General features: G+C 74.7%; 13 protein-coding genes. 8 read left to right on the forward strand and 5 right to left on the reverse strand.

The annotated features are described in order from the left end of the window. The first annotated feature begins 56 nt into the window (after nucleotides 1-56). A complete protein-coding gene (locus KF840_04280; protein MBX3024108.1) occupies nucleotides 57-4,538 on the forward strand; it encodes an AAA family ATPase in 4,482 nt (1,493 codons plus the stop codon). Between the two features lie 30 nt (nucleotides 4,539-4,568). Here the strand turns inward: KF840_04280 and KF840_04285 are convergent, their stop codons facing one another. After that, nucleotides 4,569-4,985 (reverse strand): SgcJ/EcaC family oxidoreductase, encoded by a 417-nt coding sequence (locus KF840_04285; protein ID MBX3024109.1) that lies wholly within the window; start codon nucleotides 4,983-4,985, stop codon nucleotides 4,569-4,571. A 266-nt stretch (nucleotides 4,986-5,251) separates the two neighbouring features. After that, nucleotides 5,252-6,172, reverse strand: coding sequence for a LysR family transcriptional regulator (locus KF840_04290; protein MBX3024110.1), 921 nt, complete (start codon nucleotides 6,170-6,172; stop codon nucleotides 5,252-5,254). 58 nt (nucleotides 6,173-6,230) lie between these two features. Between KF840_04290 and KF840_04295 the strand changes: the two genes are divergently transcribed. From KF840_04295 to KF840_04305, 3 genes are read left to right on the forward strand one after another with little or no spacing between them, the layout of a single operon-like run. Next, nucleotides 6,231-7,358: an alcohol dehydrogenase catalytic domain-containing protein gene (locus tag KF840_04295; GenBank protein ID MBX3024111.1), complete on the forward strand. Its 1,128-nt coding sequence runs from the start codon at nucleotides 6,231-6,233 to the stop codon at nucleotides 7,356-7,358. Between the two features lie 44 nt (nucleotides 7,359-7,402). Then, on the forward strand, nucleotides 7,403-10,105 hold the full coding sequence (locus tag KF840_04300) for a glucosidase (GenBank protein ID MBX3024112.1): 2,703 nt from the start codon (nucleotides 7,403-7,405) through the stop codon (nucleotides 10,103-10,105). An 11-nt stretch (nucleotides 10,106-10,116) separates the two neighbouring features. Further along, entirely contained in the window at nucleotides 10,117-10,422 is a 306-nt protein-coding gene (locus KF840_04305) for a hypothetical protein (GenBank protein ID MBX3024113.1), read from the forward strand. Between the two features lie 99 nt (nucleotides 10,423-10,521). Here the strand turns inward: KF840_04305 and KF840_04310 are convergent, their stop codons facing one another. After that, nucleotides 10,522-11,637, reverse strand: a complete 1,116-nt coding sequence (locus KF840_04310; protein MBX3024114.1) for a nitronate monooxygenase — start codon at nucleotides 11,635-11,637, stop codon at nucleotides 10,522-10,524. Nucleotides 11,638-11,661: 24 nt separating this feature from the next. Continuing rightward, nucleotides 11,662-12,372: a TetR/AcrR family transcriptional regulator C-terminal domain-containing protein gene (locus tag KF840_04315; GenBank protein ID MBX3024115.1), complete on the reverse strand. Its 711-nt coding sequence runs from the start codon at nucleotides 12,370-12,372 to the stop codon at nucleotides 11,662-11,664. A 134-nt stretch (nucleotides 12,373-12,506) separates the two neighbouring features. On the opposite strand from KF840_04315, the gene KF840_04320 reads away from it, so the two are divergent. The 3 genes from KF840_04320 to KF840_04330 all read left to right on the forward strand — a co-directional run bounded on the left by KF840_04320 (nucleotide 12,507) and on the right by KF840_04330 (nucleotide 15,790). Next, the gene (locus KF840_04320; GenBank protein MBX3024116.1) at nucleotides 12,507-13,730 is read left to right on the forward strand and encodes an MFS transporter; all 1,224 of its coding nucleotides are present in this window, start codon (nucleotides 12,507-12,509) and stop codon (nucleotides 13,728-13,730) included. Between the two features lie 64 nt (nucleotides 13,731-13,794). After that, entirely contained in the window at nucleotides 13,795-14,883 is a 1,089-nt protein-coding gene (locus tag KF840_04325) for an acetate/propionate family kinase (protein MBX3024117.1), read from the forward strand. 52 nt (nucleotides 14,884-14,935) lie between these two features. Then, nucleotides 14,936-15,790 carry a neutral zinc metallopeptidase gene (locus KF840_04330; GenBank protein ID MBX3024118.1) on the forward strand — a complete coding sequence of 285 codons (855 nt, stop codon included), beginning with the start codon at nucleotides 14,936-14,938 and terminating at the stop codon, nucleotides 15,788-15,790. Between the two features lie 138 nt (nucleotides 15,791-15,928). Here KF840_04330 and KF840_04335 read toward each other — a convergent pair whose 3' ends face one another. Next, nucleotides 15,929-17,164, reverse strand: coding sequence for a chloride channel protein (locus tag KF840_04335; GenBank protein MBX3024119.1), 1,236 nt, complete (start codon nucleotides 17,162-17,164; stop codon nucleotides 15,929-15,931). Nucleotides 17,165-17,285: 121 nt separating this feature from the next. On the opposite strand from KF840_04335, the gene sthA reads away from it, so the two are divergent. Further along, the gene (gene sthA / locus KF840_04340; GenBank protein MBX3024120.1) at nucleotides 17,286-18,704 is read left to right on the forward strand and encodes a Si-specific NAD(P)(+) transhydrogenase; all 1,419 of its coding nucleotides are present in this window, start codon (nucleotides 17,286-17,288) and stop codon (nucleotides 18,702-18,704) included. The last annotated feature ends 15 nt before the right edge of the window (nucleotides 18,705-18,719 follow it).

Below are 18,719 nucleotides of genomic sequence, written 5' to 3' on the forward strand. Positions count from 1 at the left end.
CAGCGCGGCTGTCGAATGCGCCGGTCCCCGCGGCTATGGTGCGCTCGGCGAGAGCGATGCCAGTGACCTGCGCCACGTGCGGCCAAGCGAACCGTTCCGGCGCGCGCTTCTGCGACAACTGCGGCGCGGCGCTGGGGACCGCCGCGGACGCCACGGTGGCGCGCAAGGTGGTGACGATCGTGTTCGCCGACCTGGTCGGCTCGACGGCGCTGCACGAGCGCCTCGACGCCGAGTCGGCGCGCGCCGTGATGGACCGCTACTACCAGGCCCTCCACCGTGTCGTCGCGGCGCACGGCGGCACGGTGGTGAAGCTGCTCGGCGATGGCGTCATGGCGGCTTTCGGCGTGCCGCGGGTGGCCGAGGACGACGCCCTGCGCGCGGTGCGCGCGGCGGCGGCGATGGTCGACGCCGTGCGGGCGCTCGGCGCGCCGGCGGCGGACGCGGCGACGGAGGGGCTGGCGGTGCGCGTCGCGGTCAACAGCGGCGAGGTGGTGGTCAGCGCCGACCAGCGCGACGTCGTCGGCGATCCGGTGAACGTCGCGGCGCGCCTGCAACAGCAGGCCGGCGACGGCCAGGTCCTGCTCGGCGACGCCACCCGCCGCCTGGTGGGCGACCAGGTGACCCTGGCGCCGGTCGGCGCGCTGGCGCTGCGCGGCCGCGCCGAGGCGGTGGCCGCCTACCGCCTGGTGTCACTGGCCCGCCCGGTCGGCGCCGCGGCGGCGCCGTTCGTCGGCCGCGACGAGGAGCTGCGCCATCTCGCCGCGCTCCACGACGACGCCGTGCGCGCCCGCCACGCACGCCTCGCCGTCGTGCTCGGCTCGCCGGGCCTCGGCAAATCGCGCCTGCTGAGCGAGATCCAGCAGCGGCTGGCGGCGCACGCCACGGTGCTGGCGGCGCGCTGCGACGCCGCCGGCGGGGCGACCTTCGACCCGCTGGTCGAGGCGCTGCGCGCCCATCTCGACGTCGCCCGCCACGCCGACGCCGAGGCGCTGCGCGCCGCCGTCGCCGCGGCGCTGCCCGGCGACGATCCCGAACGCGCCCGCATCGCGGCCGGCGTCGCCGCGCTGCTCGCCGGCACGGCCGCGGCGCCCGAGGAGACGTTCTTCGTCGTCCGCCGCCTCCTCGGCGCGCTCGCGGCGGCGCGCCCGGTGGTGCTGATCGTCGACGACGCGCAGTGGGCGGCACCCCTGCTCCTCGACCTCGTCGAGCACCTGGCGCAGTGGACGACCGACGCGCCGCTGCTCCTGCTGCTGGCGGCCCGACCCGAGCTGCGCGAGCTCCGTCCCGCGCTCAGCCGCGGCGACGGCGCGCGCCGCCAGGTGCTCACCCTGGCCGGATTGGACGCCGGCGCCGCCACCCGTCTGGCGGCCAGCGTGATCGGCGCCGACGAGCTGCCGGCCGCCATCGCCGGGCGGGTGCTCGCCACCAGCGAGGGCAACCCGCTCTTCGTCGGCGAGCTGGTGCGCATGCTGGTGCAGGACGGCGCGCTGCGCCGCGACGGCGATCGCTGGACCGCCGCCGTCGAGCCGGCGGCGCTCGCGATGCCGCCCACCATCCACGCCCTGCTGGCGGCGCGCATCGAGCGCCTGCGCCCCGAGGAGCGCGCGGTGTTGGAGCGCGCCGCGGTGGTCGGGCGCAGCTTCTCGCGCGCCGCCGTGGCGGCGTTGCTGCCGGCCGAGGCGGCCGCCAGCCTCGACACGCACCTGCAGGCGCTGCGCCGCGGCGAGCTGATCGAGCCCGACCCGGCGCCGTTCCTGGGTGAGCCGGCGCTGCGCTTCCACCACGTGCTGATCCGCGACGCCGCCTACCGCCAGGTCCTCAAGGGGACGCGGGCGGCGCTGCACGTGCGCTTCGCCGACTGGATCGCCGGCGGCGGCGGCGAGCACGAGGAGACGATCGGCTGGCATCTCGAGCAGGCGCACGGACACCTGGCGGAGCTGGGACCACTCGATGCGAGCGGCCGCGCCATCGGTGCCCGCGCCGCGCAGGCGCTGGCCGCGGCCGGCCGGCGGGCGCTGGCCCGCGACGACCTGCCGCTGGCGGCGGCGCTGCTCGGCCGGGCGTCGGCACGCCTGGAGGACGGCGATGCGGCGCGCGCCGGGATCGCCCTCGACTGGTGCGAGGCGCTGCTGGCGGCCGGCGACGTCGGTCCCGCCGCCGCCGCGCTCGCCGAGCTCGAGCGCTTCGCCGACGCCGCGCCGCGGCTGCGCGCCTGGCACACCTGCCTCACCGGCCGGCTCGCGGTGCTCGCCGCGCCGCGGGCGCTGCGCTCCACCGCCGACGCCGTCACTCGCCGCCGCCGAGGTGCTGGCCGCCACGCCGGCGACGCGCTGGCGAGGCGAAGGCGCACGCGGTGCGGGCCGACGCACAGCGCGCCTGGGCGCCATCGGCGCCAGCGGGCGGCGCCTGTTCGCGCCCTCGCCGCCGCCCGCCGCGCCGGCGATCGCCGGCGCGCCAGCGCGGTGCTCGCCGGGGTGCCGCTGGCGGCGCTCTGGGGGCCGAGCCCGGTCACCCGCGCCAGCGGTCGCTGCCTCGATGTCGTGCGCGTCCTGCGCATCACCCAGGGCGCGCCGGCGGTGGAGGCGGTGGCGCTGCGCTGCCAGGCAGTCCTCGAAGCCCTGCGCAGTCGCGCCGACGCGGCGCGGCGGCTCATCGCCAGCTCGCGCCGCCTGGTCGAGGAGCTCGGCATCACCCACCGCCTGCTCGAGGCCGACCTGTTCGCCGGCATGATCGCCCTGCTCGAGGGCGATGCCGTGGCCGCCGAGCGCCGTCTGCGACCGGCTTACGAGGGCCTGCGCGCCCAGGGCCTCGGCATCGACGCGGCCCGCGCCGCGGCGTACCTGGCCAGCGCGCTGCTCGCCCAGGCACGCCTCGACGAGGCGGAGGCGCTGAGCCACGCGTGCGAGACGTTGGCCGGCGACGACCTGCAGGCGGCGATCGCCTGGCGCGGCGTGCGCGCCGAGGTCCTGGCGCGGCGCGGCCAGCCCGAGGCGGCGGTGGCGTTGGCGCGCGCCGCGGTCGAGATCGCCGCCACGACCGACGCCCTGCTCGATCACGCCGATGCCCGCCGGGCGCTGGCGACGGCGCTGCGCGCCGCCGGTCGCGATGCCGACGCCGCCGCCGAGACGGCGCGCGCCGTCGCGTTGTGGCAGGCCAAGGGCGCGGTGGTGCTGATCGCGCGCGAGCGCGCGGAGCCTTCAGCCGATGATCGGGTGGCGGCGCGTCCGCGGCCGTCCGAGGCATGGCGCGCGCCCGCGGCGCTGCCTCCGGCACCGCCGGCGGAGACCCCGCCCGCGGGCCCGATGCGATTCGAGAACGCCGCCCTCCGCACCGCCGAGCGGATGCGCGTCGCGGCGCTGGCGCGCGACGCGCGCGCCTTCGCGGCGCTGCTGGCGCCGCACTTCCGCAGCGCCGATCGGACGCCCGCCGTCCAGCTCGAGCTGGACCGCGACGAGTGGCTGACCTCCGGCCGCGCGATGCTCCAGGGCGGGTCCATCCTGGCGATCGATCACGAGGTGCTGGCGACGCGCGGCGAGCGGCTGTCGCTGCTGCGGGTTCGCTGGGTGGCGGGCGGCGGAACGGTGGGGCCCGGCCAGCTCGACTGGCTGCAGGTGCTCGAGGTCGCGGCCGACGGTCGCGCCGTCGCCGAGGTCGCGTTCGATCCCGGCGACGTCGACGCGGCCTATGCCGAGCTCGATCGGCGCTATGCGGCCGGCGAGTCGGCGCCCTTCGCCGCGGTGACGGCGGCGATGGAGATCTTCCGCCACGCCCTCGCGGCGCGCGACTGGGAGGCGCTGGCCGACGTGCTGGCGCCCGACCTGGTGGTGCACGATCACCGGCCGCTCGGCTGGGAGGCGACGCGCGGCCCGCAGCCGTACGTCGATGCCCTGCGCGAGCTGGTCGCGCTGGCGCCGGACGTGCGCCTGCGCCTCGACCACGCCGACGTCTGCGCCCACGGCTACCTGGCGCTCTCCACCTGGGTGGGCACGCACGAGGGCGGCATCTTCGAGGCCCCCAGCTACATCGTCGGCGAGCTGGACGCCTCGCGACGCGCCCGCCGCTTCGATCAGTACGACCTCGCCCAGCTCGCGGCGGCGCAGGCGCGCTGGGCGGCGCTGCGGCAGCGCCCCGCGCCGCTCGATAACGCGGCGTTCCGCCTGCGCACGCATATCCGCGGCCTGTTCGCGGCCGGCGACTGGCCGGCCCTGCGCGCCCTGGCGGCGCCGGACTTCCGCTACGACGATCGGCGGCGCTGGACGCAGCTCGCCGGCGGCGTCGACTTCTGGATCCGCAGCATGCGGACGGTGCGCGAGGCCGACGTCCTGCCGACCTTCGAGCTGCTCGTCGCCGTCGGCGACCGCGTCTCGGTCGAGCGAGCCCTGTGGCGCGGACAGTCGGAGGGCGGCGGGGTGGAGATCGAATACGTCTCGCTCACCCAGCTCGACGTCGAGGGCCGCCTGCTGCGCTCGCTCAACTTCGATCCCGAGGATCGCGACGCCGCCGTCGCCGCCGCGCGGGCGCTGGCCGGCGCCGCCTAGCTCGCAACGGGGCGCAGGCGGCCGGCGGGCTCAGCCGGTGAGCTGCGCCATCAGGCCGAGGGTGTCGGCGAAGTGGAGATCCTCCACCACCAGGCCATCGGCGCCGAGGCGGGTGAAGGTCGCGCCGTCGATGCGCACCCGCCTGCCGGTGGGCGGAATGCCGAGCAGCTCGCCGCGGTGGGTGCCGCGCAGCACCCAGCGATCGGCGTGGCGGTCGCCGTCGATGAGCAGCTCGACGCGCTCGAGCGTGAGATCGGGGAAGGCCGTCAGCAGCGCCGCGGCGCGGGCGCGCACGGCGGCGCGGCCGCGCGCCTCCTGGCCGGTGCCGACCTCGCGCACCACCGCGTCCTCGGCGAACACCGCCGCGACGGCGTCCGGGTCGTGCGCGTTCCAGGCGGCGTAGGTCGCGTCGTTGACGGCGAGGGCGCGGCGGCGATGGTCGTCCATGGCCGATCGGGATAGCGCCGCGGAAGCGCCAACGCCATGGCGCCGCGCGGGGTGAACGTGCTGACCTCCGCCGGGAGATCTCCTCCGGCGGCCGATAGCGCCACGTCTTCAGCGCCGGATCGCGGCCCGACACGGATTGGTGCGCCAGGCCGACGACCCGTGCCGCCCCGCCGAGGACCGTGAGCACTCGCTCGCGCCGGGCCTGCGCGACGCGCAATGGAGGAGGTTGTCGGCCCTGGCGCGGGGTGCCAGGCGCGTGGCCGTGATCACACCGCGTTCAGCAGCGCCGCGAGGAAGGCGCGGCGCAGGCGATCCTTGCCGGGGTCGTCGGCGTGGACGGCCCACAGGGCCGGGGCGCCGCGCGGCGGCGCCTCGCTCCACGCCGGCAGGACGCGCGCCAGGGCGCCGCTGGCGAGCGCGTCGCGCACCGCCCAGTCGGGCAGGCGGGTGATGCCGAGGCCGTCGACCGCGAGCCGCACCAGCAGCTCGAGGTTGTTGCTGCGCACCGGGCCGGCGACCTCCACCGTGCGGACGACGCCGCGGCGATGGCGCAGGCTCCAGGTCACGCGCTGGCTGCCGCTGCCGTAGAGCAGGCAGGGCACGGCGGCGAGGCGCCCCGGATCGCGCGGCGCGCCGTGCGCCGCCAGCCAGGCCGGGGCGGCGCAGATGACGCGCTGGAAGCCGACCAGCCGGCGGGCGCGCAGGGACGAGTCGGGCAGCGGGCCGAGGCGGATGGCGAGGTCGTAGGCGTCGGTGATGACGTCGCGGAAGTCGTCGCTGGCGTGGACGTCGAGCTGGACGCCGGGGTGGGCGGCGACGAAGCGCCGCACCACCCGCGGCAGCACCTGCTCGGCGACGAACACCGGCACGGTGACGCGCAGCGTGCCGCGACGCGCGTCCTTCGCCGCCGCGATCTCGTCGCGCACGGCGTCCTCGGCGGCGAGCACCTGGGCGACGTGGGCGGCGTAGCGGCGGCCGGCCTCGGTCAGCGAGAGCCCGTGCGTCGAGCGCCGGAACAGGGCGACGCCGAGGCGCGCTTCGAGGCGCTGGACGGCGCGGGTGGCGGTCGACACGGTGACGCCGAGGGCGCGCGCCGCGGCGCTGAACGAGCCGCTGCTCGCCACCTGGTGGACGACGCGCAGCTCGAAGAGATCGTCCGCCGCCGGCAAAGCGGTTTTGCTCGCCATGCGGATTCCATCCAGCGCCGCGCCGCGCCATGTCAATCGCCGACGACAGGAGGACGACATGCGTGCGCTCCATTTTCTCGAACCCGGACGGCTCGCCTGGCGCGAGGTGGCGGATCCGGTGCTGCGCGCCCCCGGCGAGGCGCTCGTCCGCCCGCTGGCGGTGGCGCGCTGCGATCTCGACCTGGCGATCGTGCGCGGCGAGGCGCCGTTCCGCGGCCGCGCCCTGCACTGGCTGCGCAACCACCTGCCGCCGGCGATCGGTCAGCGCGGGCTGTTCCGCAACGCGCCCTTCCAGGGTCCGTTCGCCTTCGGCCACGAGTGCGTCGCCGAGGTGGTGGCGGTCGGCGACGCGGTGCGCGGCGTGCGGCCCGGCGACCGCGTCGTCGTGCCGTTCCAGATCTCCTGCGGCGCCTGCGGCCGCTGCGACCGCCACCTGACCGCCAACTGCGCCGGCGTCCCGGCGCGGTCGATGTACGGGTTCGGCGAGCTCGGCGGCATGCGCTGGGGCGGCGCCCTCGCCGATCTGCTGCACGTGCCGTTCGCCGACGCGATGCTGCTGCCGCTGCCGGCGGGGCTCGACCCGGTCGCGCTCGCCAGCGCCAGCGACAACCTCTGCGACGCCTGGCGCACGGTGGCGCCGTTTCTCGCCGCCCACCCCGGCGCGCCGGTGCTGGTGGTCGGCGGCGGCGCCCAGAGCATCGGCCTCTACGCCGCCGGACTGGCGGTGGCGCTCGGCGCCGAACGGGTGGACTACCTCGACCGCGACCGCGAGCGCCTGGCGATCGCCGCCCGCCTCGGGGCGCAGCCGATCGAGGCGCCGTACGACGCCGAGCGCGACGCCCGCTACCCGATCACCGTCGACGCCAGCGCCGACCCCGCCGGTCTCGCGCGCGCCCTGCTCAGCGTCGAACCGGGCGGCACCTGCACCAGCGTCGGGATCTACTACACGCCGACCACGCCGGTGCCGCTGCGCACGCTGTACGGCACCGGCGTGACCTTCGTCACCGGCCGCGTGCACGCCCGCAACGACCTGCCGGCGGTGCTCGACTTCGTCGCCCGCGGCGGCTTCGCGCCGCAGGCCGTGACCAGCCGCGTCGCCGCCTGGGACGACGCGCCGGAGGCGCTGTTCGACCCCGGCCCGAAGGTCGTCATCACCCGCCACCCTCCGGCCGCCCTCGCCGCCTGAACCGTCCGCCGGCACCCGGCGTCGCCTGGGAGCGGCGCGCCGACTTGTGCTACAGGCCCGGCGTGCCCGAGCGACGGCGACTGGCGGAGGCGCGCGACGGCGTCCCGTGGCGCAAGTGGGGGCCCTACCTGAGCGAACGCCAGTGGGGCACGGTGCGCGAGGATTACAGCGACGACGGCAACGCCTGGGCGTACTTCACCCACGACCAGGCGCGGGCGCGCGCCTACCGCTGGGGCGAGGACGGCCTGGCGGGCTTCGCCGACGAGCGCAGCCGCCTCTGCTTCGCGCTGGCGCTGTGGAACGGCGTCGACCCGATCCTCAAGGAGCGCCTGTTCGGCCTCACCAACGCCGAGGGCAACCACGGCGAGGACGTCAAGGAGTACTACTACTACCTCGACGCGACGCCGACCCACTCGTACCTGCGCTGGCTGTACAAGTATCCGCAGCGCGCCTTCCCGTACGCCGACCTGGTCGACACCAACCGGCGCCGGCGCCGCGACGAGCTGGAGTACGAGCTCATCGACACCGGCGTCTTCGCCGACGATCGCTACTTCGACGTCGAGGTCGAGTACGCCAAGGCCGCGGTCGAGGACATCGGCATCCGCATCACCGTGCGCAACCGCGGGCCGGCGGCGGCGCGGGTGCACGTGCTGCCGACGCTCTGGTTCCGCAACACCTGGTCGTGGGGCGACGACGACCGCCGGCCGCTGCTGCGGGCCGTCTCCACCGGCATCGCCGCCGAGCACGCCGACCTCGGGCGCCGCTGGCTCCACGTCGCCGGCGCGCCGGCGCTGCTGTTCACCGAGAACGAGAGCAACTGCCAGGCGTTGTGGGGGCAGCCGAATCGCTCGCCGTACGTCAAGGACGCGTTCCACCGCTATCTGATCGGCGGCGAGACGGCGGCGGTGAACCCCGCCCGCACCGGCACCAAGGCGGCGGCGGCGTTCGCCCTCGACGTGCCGGCGGGCGGCAGCGCCGCGGTGCACCTGCTGCTCACCGACCGCGAGCGGCTGGACGGCGTCGGTGCGCTCGCCACCGAGATCGACGCGCTGGTCGCGGCGCGCCGCGGCGAGGCGGATGCGTTCTACGCCAGCCTGCTGCCCGCCGCGGTCGGCGACGACGAGCGCCAGGTCTTCCGCCAGGCGCTGGCCGGCATGCTGTGGAGCAAGCAGCACTACTACTTCAACCTCGACGCCTGGCTCGAGCAGCACGGCGCGCACCCGCTGCGCGCCGACCAGGGGCGGGCGGTGCGCAACCGCAACTGGTTCCACATGGTGAACGACGACGTCATCTCCATGCCCGACAAGTGGGAGTACCCGTGGTTCGCGGCCTGGGACCTCGCCTTCCACTGCATCGCCCTGGCCGTGGTCGACATCGACTTCGCCAAGCAGCAGCTCGAGCTGATGCTGCGCGACCTCTACCTCCATCCGAGCGGGCAGATCCCGGCGTACGAATGGAACTTCGGCGACGTCAACCCGCCGGTGCACGCCTGGGCGACGCTGGTGATCTACTTCGCCGAGAAGGGGCAGACCGGCGCCGGCGACGTCGCGTTCCTCAAGTCGGCCTTCCAGAAACTCCTGGTCAACTTCACCTGGTGGCTGAATCGCAAGGATCCGAGCGGCCGCAACGTCTTCGAGGGCGGCTTCCTCGGGCTCGACAACATCGGCGTCTTCGATCGCAGCGCGCCGCTGCCCACCGGCGGCACGCTCGAGCAGGCCGACGGCACGGCGTGGATGGCGCTGTTCGCGCAGAACATGTTCGAGATCGCGCTCGAGCTGGCGCAGCACGACGCCACCTACGTCGAGATGGCGCTCAAGTTCGCCCAGCACTTCCTGTGGATCGCCGCCGCCATGGATCGCGTCGGCGATCACCAGGACGAGCTGTGGGACGAGGCGGACGGGTTCTTCTACGACGTGCTGCGCCTTCCCGACGGCACGGCGCAGCGGTTGCGGGTGCGCTCGATGGTGGGGCTGTTGTCGCTGTGCGCGACGACGGTGATCGAGCCCGAGGTGCGGGAACGGTTCCCCGAGGTCGCGGCGCGCCTGCGCGCCTTCCTCTCCCGCCATCCCGAGGTCGATGCCAGCGTCGCGCCCATCGCCCAACCGGGCATGCGCGGCCGCCGCATGCTGGCGGTGCTCGACGAGACGAAGCTGCGTCGCGTCCTGCGCTACCTGCTCGACGAGGGCGAGTTCCTCGGCCCGCACGGCATTCGCGCCCTCTCCCGCCATCACCTCGAGCACCCCTTCGTCTTTCGCTGGGGCGGCGAGGAGTGGCGCGTCGGCTACGAGCCCGCCGAGTCCAGCTCCGGCCTGTTCGGCGGCAACTCGAACTGGCGCGGGCCGGTGTGGATGCCGGTGAACCTCCTGATCCTGCGCGCCCTCGGGCAGTTCTACTCGTTCTACGGCGACGACTTCCGCGTCGAGTGCCCGACCGGCTCGGGCCGGATGCTGACGCTCTACGAGGTGACCCGCGAGATCACCGGACGGCTGATCGGCACCTTCCTGCGCGGCCCCGACGGGCGGCGGCCGGTGTTCGGCGGCAACGAGGTGCAACAGCGCGACCCGCACTGGCGCGACCTGCTGCTGTTCTACGAGTACTTCCACGGCGACAACGGCGCCGGGCTCGGCGCCAGTCACCAGACCGGATGGACCGGCGTCGTCGCCTACCTCATCCACGTGCGCCACGCGGTGCGCGGCGAGCAGGTCCTGGCGAGCGGCCTGCGCGCCGCGGTCATGGCGAACACATAGGGGGACGGACGATGCGACACGTCGTGGTGCGACTGGTCGGCGCGGCGGCGCTGTGCCTGGTGATGGGCGGCGCGCCGGCACGGGCGAATCTGCCGCTCGGCGCCTGCTGCTTCGCCAACGGCACGTGCCAGGACCTGATGGTGACGCAGTGCGACGGCCTCAGCGGCGACTTCATCGGCGAAGGCACCTCGTGCCAGCAGATCGACTGCGCCGCGCCGGTGGCCGCGCCGGTGCTGTCGATCGCCGGCCTGGTCGCCGCCTGCGGCGCCCTGGCGGCGCTCGCGCTGTACCGCCTCGGCAGGCGCCGTCACAGCTAGCCCGGCCAGTGGCGCGCGCCACTGGCGTGGGTCGTGGCCCGCCCGGCCGGGCGCGCGCGCTCCATCGCGGAGCGCGCGCTGCCAGGCGCGGGCAGCCGCTCAGCCGTTCAGCGCCTGCAGGCGCTCGACCGCCTCGACGTACTCGGTGACCAGCCCCTGCATGACGTCGCGCACGCTGCGCGACTGGTTGATGTGGCCGATGACCTGCCCGGCGGGGTTGAACATCACCTTCTTGGCCTTGTCGGCGTAGCGGTGGCCGCGGCTCACCGCGTCGGCGGTGACCATGAACTGCAGCGGCATGCCGAGCGTGCCCGGCGAGTCGGGGCCCTCCCACGCATCGGTCCAGTCGTTCCTCAGCATGCGGCAGGGCTTGCCGGTCCAACTGCGCGAGCGGACGGTGTCGCGGGTGCCCGCCTTCAGGTACGAGTCCATCTGCGCCGGCGGCACGTCGGCCTCCTGCACGGTGAGCCACAGGGTGCCGGTCCACACCCCCTGGGCGCCCATCGCCAGCGCGGCGGCGATCTGCTTGCCGCTGCCGACGCCGCCCGCCGCCAGCACCGGCGTCGGCGCCACCGCCTCGATCACCTCCGGCCACAGCACCATGCTGCCGACGTCGCCGGTGTGACCGCCGCCCTCGGTGCCCTGGGCGATGATGATGTCGATGCCCGCCGCCTGGTGCGAGCGCGCCTGCTTCGCCGCGCCGCACAGGGCCGCCACCAGGCGGCCGCTGTCGTGGATCTCCTTGATGATCTCCTCGGGCGGCGTGCCGAGCGCGTTGGCGATCAGCTTCACCTTCGGGTGCGTGAGCGCGATCTCCACCTGCGGCGTCGCCGTCGCCGCCGTCCAGCCGAGAAGCTGCTGCGCCTGCTCGCCCTCGGGAAGCTTCGGCACGCCGTGGTCGGCGAGGATCTTGTCGGCGAACTTGCGATGCTCCTCGGGGATCGCCGCCATCAGCATCTCCTCGAGCTTCTTGGGGTCGACCTCGCCCATGCCCTCGTACTTGCCGGGGATGACGATGTCGACGCCGTACGGCTTGTCGCCGATGTGCTCGTCGATCCAGGCGAGCTCGACCTCGAGCTGCTGGGGCGAGAAGCCGACGGCGCCGAGGACGCCGAAGCCGCCCGCCTTGCTCACCGCGGCGACGACGTCGCGGCAGTGGCTGAAGGCGAAGATGGGGAGCTCGATGCCGAGCCGGTCACAGAGGGGGGTGTGCATGGGGCAATCCTTTCTCGAGCAATGTCAGCGCCGCGCCACCGCGGCGGGGAGGCGTCCAGCGCGCTCCGCGCCGCGGCGGCGCGACGGTGACGGGAGGGACAGATCACTCGCCAGGCCGGCGATGAGATGGCGCAGGCCGAATTCGAAGACGCGGTCGGCGTCGCCGCGGTGCGTCTGTTCGAGGACCGCGTAGGCGGCGGCGCCGTCGGCCGGGCGCTCGCGGCGCAGCGTCGCCTGGATCTGCCGGTGCACCGGGCCGGTCGAGCGGTTGCCGGCGAGGAAGCTGAAGCCGATGACGTAGGTCGTCAGCGCCGTGATCGCGAAGCCGGTCTGCGCCTCCGAGAAGCCGGCGCGGCGCAGCGGCGCGGCGGCGGCCTCGATGAAGCGCAGCGCGTTCGGACCGTGCGGCGTGCTGTAGGCGAAGAGCGTCGCCAGGCGCGGCTTGCGCGCGAACAGCGCCCGCAGGCGGCGCATCAGCTCGGCCACCTGCTCCTGCCAGGGGCCGTCCGGGGGCGGCGTCAGGTCGCCCATCACGTGATCGAGGACACGCGCCAGCAGCGCCTCCTTGCTGCCGATGCGGCGGTAGAGCGCCGGCGCCTGGATGCCGAGCGCCGCCACCAGCGTGCGCATCGACCAGGCCTCCATGCCCTTCGCCTCGATCAGCCGCCGCGCCGCGACGACGATGGCGTCGACGTCGGGCGGCGTCCGGCGGCGCGGAGTTAACGACGTTACCATGATGCGGTAACACCGTTACCGCACGCACCGGGGCGAATGCAACCGCGGCGCCGCGGCGGGCGGCGACTCGCGCCCCGCCGGCCCGCCCGCATTGTCCCCGGCGCGGCCGCCGGATAAGGGGCTGGGGTTCCCGCATGCTGCTGCCGATCTTCCTCATCGTCCTCGTGGACATCCTCGCCTTCACGCTGGTGATCCCGCTGCTGGCGATCTACGCCGAGCACCTCGGGGCGACGCCGTTCGTCGCCACCCTGCTGGTGTCGGTGTTCGCGGTCTGCCAGCTCATCTCGGGACCGCTGCTCGGCCGCATCTCCGATCGCGTCGGCCGCAAGCCGATGCTGATCGTCAGCCAGGTCGGAACCCTGCTCGGCCTGCTGGTGATGGGCAGCGCCAACTCGCTGTGGCTGCTCTTCCTCGGCCGCATGCTCGACGGCGCCACCGCCGGCAACCTGTCGCTGGCGCAGGCGTACATCGCCGACAACACCAAGCCGGAGGATCGCGCCCGCTCCTTCGCCATCATCGGCATCGCCTTCGGGCTCGGCTTCTTCCTCGGGCCGTCGATGGCCGGCTACGTCTCGCAATACGGCCTGCACCAGCCGTTCCACGTCGCCGCCGGCCTGTCGCTGCTCAGCATCCTCTGCACGCTGGCGCTGCTGCCCAACCAGCCGCCGGTGGCGCGGGCCGCCGGCGCCGCCGCCGGGCCCGGCGGCGCGCGCCTGGCGCTCACCGACTGGGGCACCTACGCGCAGTACTTCGAGCGCCCGGTGCTCGCCGGCCTGCTGCTGCAGTTCCTGCTGTTCGGGTTCGCCTTCACCACCTTCACCTCGGGATTCGCGCTGTTCTCCGAGCGCACCTTCCGCTGGCACGACCAGCCGTTCACGCCGCGCGAGATCGGCTACCTGTTCGCCTACGCGGGCTTTCTCGGCATCGTCCTGCAGGGCGGCCTGATCGGCCGGCTGGTGAAGCGCTTCGGCGAGCCGGTGCTGGTCAGCGCCGGCTTCCTGTCGATGGCCGGCGGCTTCCTGCTGCTCGGCCTCATCGACCAGGTGCCGCTGCTGGTCGTGGTGGCGACGCTGGTCGCCTTCGGCCAGGGCGTGCTGCGGCCGACGCTCACCAGCCTGCTCAGCCAGAGCGCCGATCCGAGCGAGCAGGGCGTGGTCCTCGGGCTGTCGCAGTCGCTGACCTCGATCGCGCTGGTGCTGGCGCCGCCGCTCGGCGGCTGGCTGATCGGCGCCGGGCATCTCTCGACCTGGGCATTCGTCGCCGCGCTCGCCGCCGTCCTCGGGTGGCTCGCCGCCGGCTGGGGTTCCTCGCGGGCCTTGGTGCTCACCCCGCCGGCCCGCGCCGACGGCCAGGGCTGACCCCGCCGCGGGGGGCACCCCGCGGCCGGTGTTCACGCGGCGCCAACTGTGATGAGGTGGCGCCGTGATCCTCGTCCTCAACGCCGGATCGTCGACTCTCAAGCACGCGCTGTTCGCGCCGCCGGCGCTGCACCGCGCCGCCTCGGGGACGATCGAGCGCATCGCCGCCGGCGCGCACGTCGCCCGTCTGCCGGAGCTCTTCGCCGCCCTCGGCGCGGCGCCGCTCACCGCCATCGGCCATCGCGTCGTGCACGGCGGCGAACGCTTCTCGGCCCCGGTGCGGGTCGACGCCGAGGTGCTGGCGGCGCTGCGCCAGCTCGCGCCCCTGGCGCCCGAGCACGCGCCGCAGGAGATCGCGCTCATCGCCGCGCTGGCGGCGCAGCGGCCCGACGTGCCGCAGGTGGCGTGCTTCGACACCGCCTTCCACGCCGACCTGCCGGCGGCGGCGCGCCTGCTGCCGATTCCGCGCCACTACGCGGCGCAGGGCGTGCGCCGCTACGGGTTCCACGGCCTCTCTTACGCCTACCTGCGCGACGAGCTGGCGCGCCTCGACCCGGCGGCGGCGCGCGGCCGGGTGGTGTTCGCCCATCTCGGCAACGGCTGCAGCCTGGCGGCGGTGCGCGACGGCCGCTGCGTCGACACGACGATGGCCTTCACCCCCGCGGCCGGCCTGGTGATGGGAACGCGCAGCGGCGATCTCGATCCCGGGCTCGTCGCCTACCTGGCGCGCCGCGAGGGGCTCGACGCGGCGGCGTTCGACGCGCTGGTGAACGGCCGCTCCGGCCTGCTCGGCCTCTCGCAGACGAGCGGCGACGTGCGCGACCTGCTCGCCGCCGAGGCGCACGACGCCCGCGCCGCCGAGGCGCTCGCCGTCTTCTGCCTCAGCGCCCGCAAGTGGATCGGCGCCATGGCCGCGTCCCTCGACGGCCTCGACACGCTGGTGTTCAGCGCCGGCATCGGCGCGCACGCGGCGCCGATCCGCGCCCGCATCTGCGCCGGCCTGACGCACCTCGGCGTGCGGCTCGACGGCGAGCGCAATGCCGCCCACGCGGCGGTGATCTCGGCGCCCGGCAGCGCCGTCACGGTGCGCGTCATCCCCACCGACGAGGAGCGGCAGATCGCGCGCGAGACCGCCGCGCTGCTCGCCGCCTGAGCCGCCGGCGCGCCCGGCTGTACGGACGGCGCGGCGGTGGTAGAACCGCCGCATGCGCTGGCAGGAGCAACGGCGGAGCGACAACGTCGAGGATCGCCGCGGCGCGGGCGCCCCGCGCGGCCGCGGCATCGCGCTGAGCGGCGGCACGCTGCTCCTGGTCCTCGCCATCGCCTTCCTCACCGGCGAGAACCCGCTGGTGCTGCTGGAGGCGGTGAACGACGGCGCCGGCAGCGCGGTCAACGCGCCACGGGCGCCGGGCCGGCCGGGCGCGCCGAGCGATCAGCTCGGCCAGTTCGCCTCCGCCGTGCTCGGCTCCACGGAGGACGTCTGGGGCCGGGTGTTCGCCGACACCGGCCGCCGCTACCAGCCGCCGGTGATGGTCCTCTTCTCGGGCGCGGTGGAATCGGCATGCGGCTACGGCAGCGCCGCCGTCGGTCCCTTCTACTGCCCGCTCGACGACAAGCTCTACCTCGATCTCTCCTTCTTCGACGAGCTCGCGCGCCGCTTCGGAGCCCCCGGCGACTTCGCGCAGGCCTACGTGATCGCGCACGAGGTCGGCCACCACGTGCAGAACCAGCTCGGGATCGCCGCCGAGGTGCGCGCCGCGCAGCGCGGCGCGGCGCAAGCGGACGCCAACGCGCTCTCCGTCCGCATGGAGCTGCAGGCCGACTGCCTCGCCGGCGTCTGGGCCGCGCGCAGCGATCTGCTCGAGCCGGGCGACGTCGAGGAGGGCCTGCGCGCCGCCAGCGCCATCGGCGACGATCAACTGCAACGCCGCGCCCAGGGCTATACCGTCCCGGAAACCTGGACCCACGGCTCCTCCGCCATGCGCACCCGCTGGCTGCGCCGCGGCCTGCAGAGCGGCGACCTCGACCAGTGCGACACCTTCGCGGCGGCGGCGCCGTGAGGCGCCGCGGTCAGCTCCCTTCCGGCCTTGCCCAAGAATTCGCTGCTCCCGCGAGGCAGCCCCAGGTTGTTAGGTTGCTAGGTTGTTAGTTGTTAGGCCTGAACGGCCTCTGAGACTAACAACCTAACAACTAACAACCTAGCAACCTTTCTTGAGCAAAGCCTTCCGTTCCTCCGCCTGGGCCTCCGACACCGAGGCCTCGCCCATCAGGAGCTGGCTGACGGCGATCGCCGCCAGGCCGGCGATCGAAATGGTCACGCTGCCGCTCTGCTCGCCGATCCACAGCATGCCGGCGATCGGCAGCCGGTAGCCGGCGGAGAGGAAGCAGGCGGCGCCGAGCAGCGGCAGCAGGTGCGCATGGCCGCGGCCGATGGCCTCGGCGATCAGTTGGCCGATGAAGGCGCCGTTGCAGGCGAGCGAGGTGAACACGCCGCCGCCGCCGCCGCCGTAGACGCAGATCAGGTTGCCGGCGGCGCGGACGGCGAGCACGGCGCCGATCAGCCCCAGCGGGTGCGGCTCGCGCAGCAGCCAGTCGGCGGCGACGTAGCCGGGGCCGAAGGTGATCCAGGCGCCGGAGAGCGCGAAGCCCACGGCCGCCAGCAGCCCGAGGCCGGCGCCGCCGATCGCGGCCCGGGTGAAGCGCGTCTGGCGGCGGCCGATCGCCCGCAGCCCGTCCTCGATGGCGGCGAACAGGCGGGCGCCGAGGCCGCAGCAGATCGCCACCGCGGCACAGGCGGCGACGTAGGTGGCGTCGATCGGCGGCAAGGGCGCCACCTGCAGCAGCAACTCGTCGCCGACCAGGGCGCGCCGCACCAGGTAGGCGCTGACGGCGGCGATGGCGCAGGGCGCCAGTCGCGGCGCGTCGACGTCGCGCCGGTACGGCACCTCGATGCCGTACAGCGCGCCCATCGCCGGCGAGGAGAACACCGCCGCGATGCCGGCGCTGGCGCCCGCCGCCAGCAGCGTGCGGCGGGTGTCCTCCGAACGGGTCCACCGCGCCAGCAGTTGGCTCCAGGCGGCGCCGATCAGCGCCGACGGCGACTCGAACCCCTGCGAGCCGCCGAAGCCGACGGTGGTGACGGCGGCGAGGAGGCGGCCGGGTACCTCGCGCAACGGCAGGCGCGCCCCGGGCGTGACGTAGGTGTGGATGTAGAGCTCCGAGGTCGCCGGCGTGAAGAAGCCGGTGACGAGGCGTCCGACCCCCCAGGTGGCGAGCAGGGCGAGCGGCGTGAGCAGCGCCGGCAGGTAGCCCGGCAGGTCCGCCAGCCGCTCCATGAGCTGGCCCTCGACCAGCCCCGACGCCGCCGCCACGCAGGCGCCGGTGAGAGCGCCGATCAGCGCCGGGGCGAGGAACTGCGAGAGCAGCGGGCCCATGGCTGCCGTGGCTCGCAAATTCGCGCCGCCGACACAACTCGCCTCCCCCGCGGCGGGCAGTGGCGAGCGGCGGGGGAAAAGCCGGTGTTCCGGCGCCGCCGGCTGTGGTTGAATGCGCGCCATGCGCCAGGTCGACCTGTGTGTGATCGGCAGCGGTCCGGGCGGGCAGAAGGCGGCGATCCAGGCCGCCAAGCTCGGCAAGCGGGTGTGCCTCGTCGAGCAGCGCGAGCAGGTGGGCGGGGTCGCGGTGCACACCGGCACCATCCCCTCGAAGGCGCTGCGCGAGATGATCCTGCGCGCCGGCGGCATCCGCAGCGCGGCGCCGCGGCTGCAGGACTTCCTCGCCGCCGGCCGCGCCGCGACGCTCAAGCAGCTCTGGAGCTACTACGACACGGTCATCCAGACCGAGGTGCAGATCGTCCAGCGGCAACTGGCGCACAACGAGATCGAGCTGGTGTACGGCAGCGCCCGCTTCGTCGACCCGCACACCGTCGAGGCCGCCGGCCTCACCGCCACCGAGACCATCGTCGCGGACGCGTTCGTGATCGCGGTCGGCAGCGTGCCGGCGCGGCCGGCGCAGGTGCCGTTCGACGGCGTCACCGTCTTCACCACCGACGAGCTGTTCTCGCTCCCCGCCGTGCCGCACTCGATGGTGATCGTCGGCGGCGGCGTCATCGGCACCGAGTACGCGTCGATGCTGGCGGTGCTCGGCGTCCGCGTCACCCTGATCGAGAGCCGGCCGCGGCTGCTCGAGTTCGTCGACGGCGAGATCGTCGAGGCGCTGCAGTACCACCTGCGCCAGCACGGCGTGGCGCTGCGGCTCGGCGAGCACGTGGTGACCATCCGTGCCGTCCCGGCGAGCGGCGGCGGCCGCTCCGCCACCGGGCAGATGGCCGAGGTGACGCTGGAGAGCGGCAAGTCGGTGATCGCCGACTGCCTCATGTACTGCGTCGGCCGGCAGGGCGCGACCGCGGGGCTCAACCTCGCCGCGGTCGGCCTCGAAGCCGACGCCCGCGGCCGCCTCAAGGTCGACGCCGGCTACGCCACCAGCGTGCCGCACGTGCGCGCCGTCGGCGACGTCATCGGCTTTCCCGCGCTCGCCTCGACCAGCATGGAGCAGGGTCGGGTGGCGGTGTGCCGGATGTACGGCGCGGCGTGCGATTCGATGAACGCGCTGTTGCCGTACGGCATCTATTCCATCCCCGAGATCGCCACCGTCGGGCGCACCGAGGAGGACCTCACCCGCGCCGGCATCGCCTACGAGACGGGCATCGCCCAGTACCGCGAGATCGCCCGCGGACAGCTCCTGGGCGACGAGTTGGGGATGCTCAAGCTGCTGATCGCGCAGGACACGCACGCGGTCCTCGGCGCGCACGCCATCGGCACCGGCGCCACCGAGCTCATCCACATCGCGCAGGCGGTGATGGCCCTGAACGGCACCGCCGACTACTTCGTCGACGCCGTCTTCAACTACCCGACGCTGGCGGAGTGCTACCGCGTCGCCGCCCTGAACGGCCTGAACAAGCTGCGCAACGCCTGACGCCGTCGCGGACGG

This window comes from bacterium, from assembly GCA_019637795.1.
GTDB lineage: Bacteria > Desulfobacterota > Binatia > HRBIN30 > CADEER01 > JAHBUY01.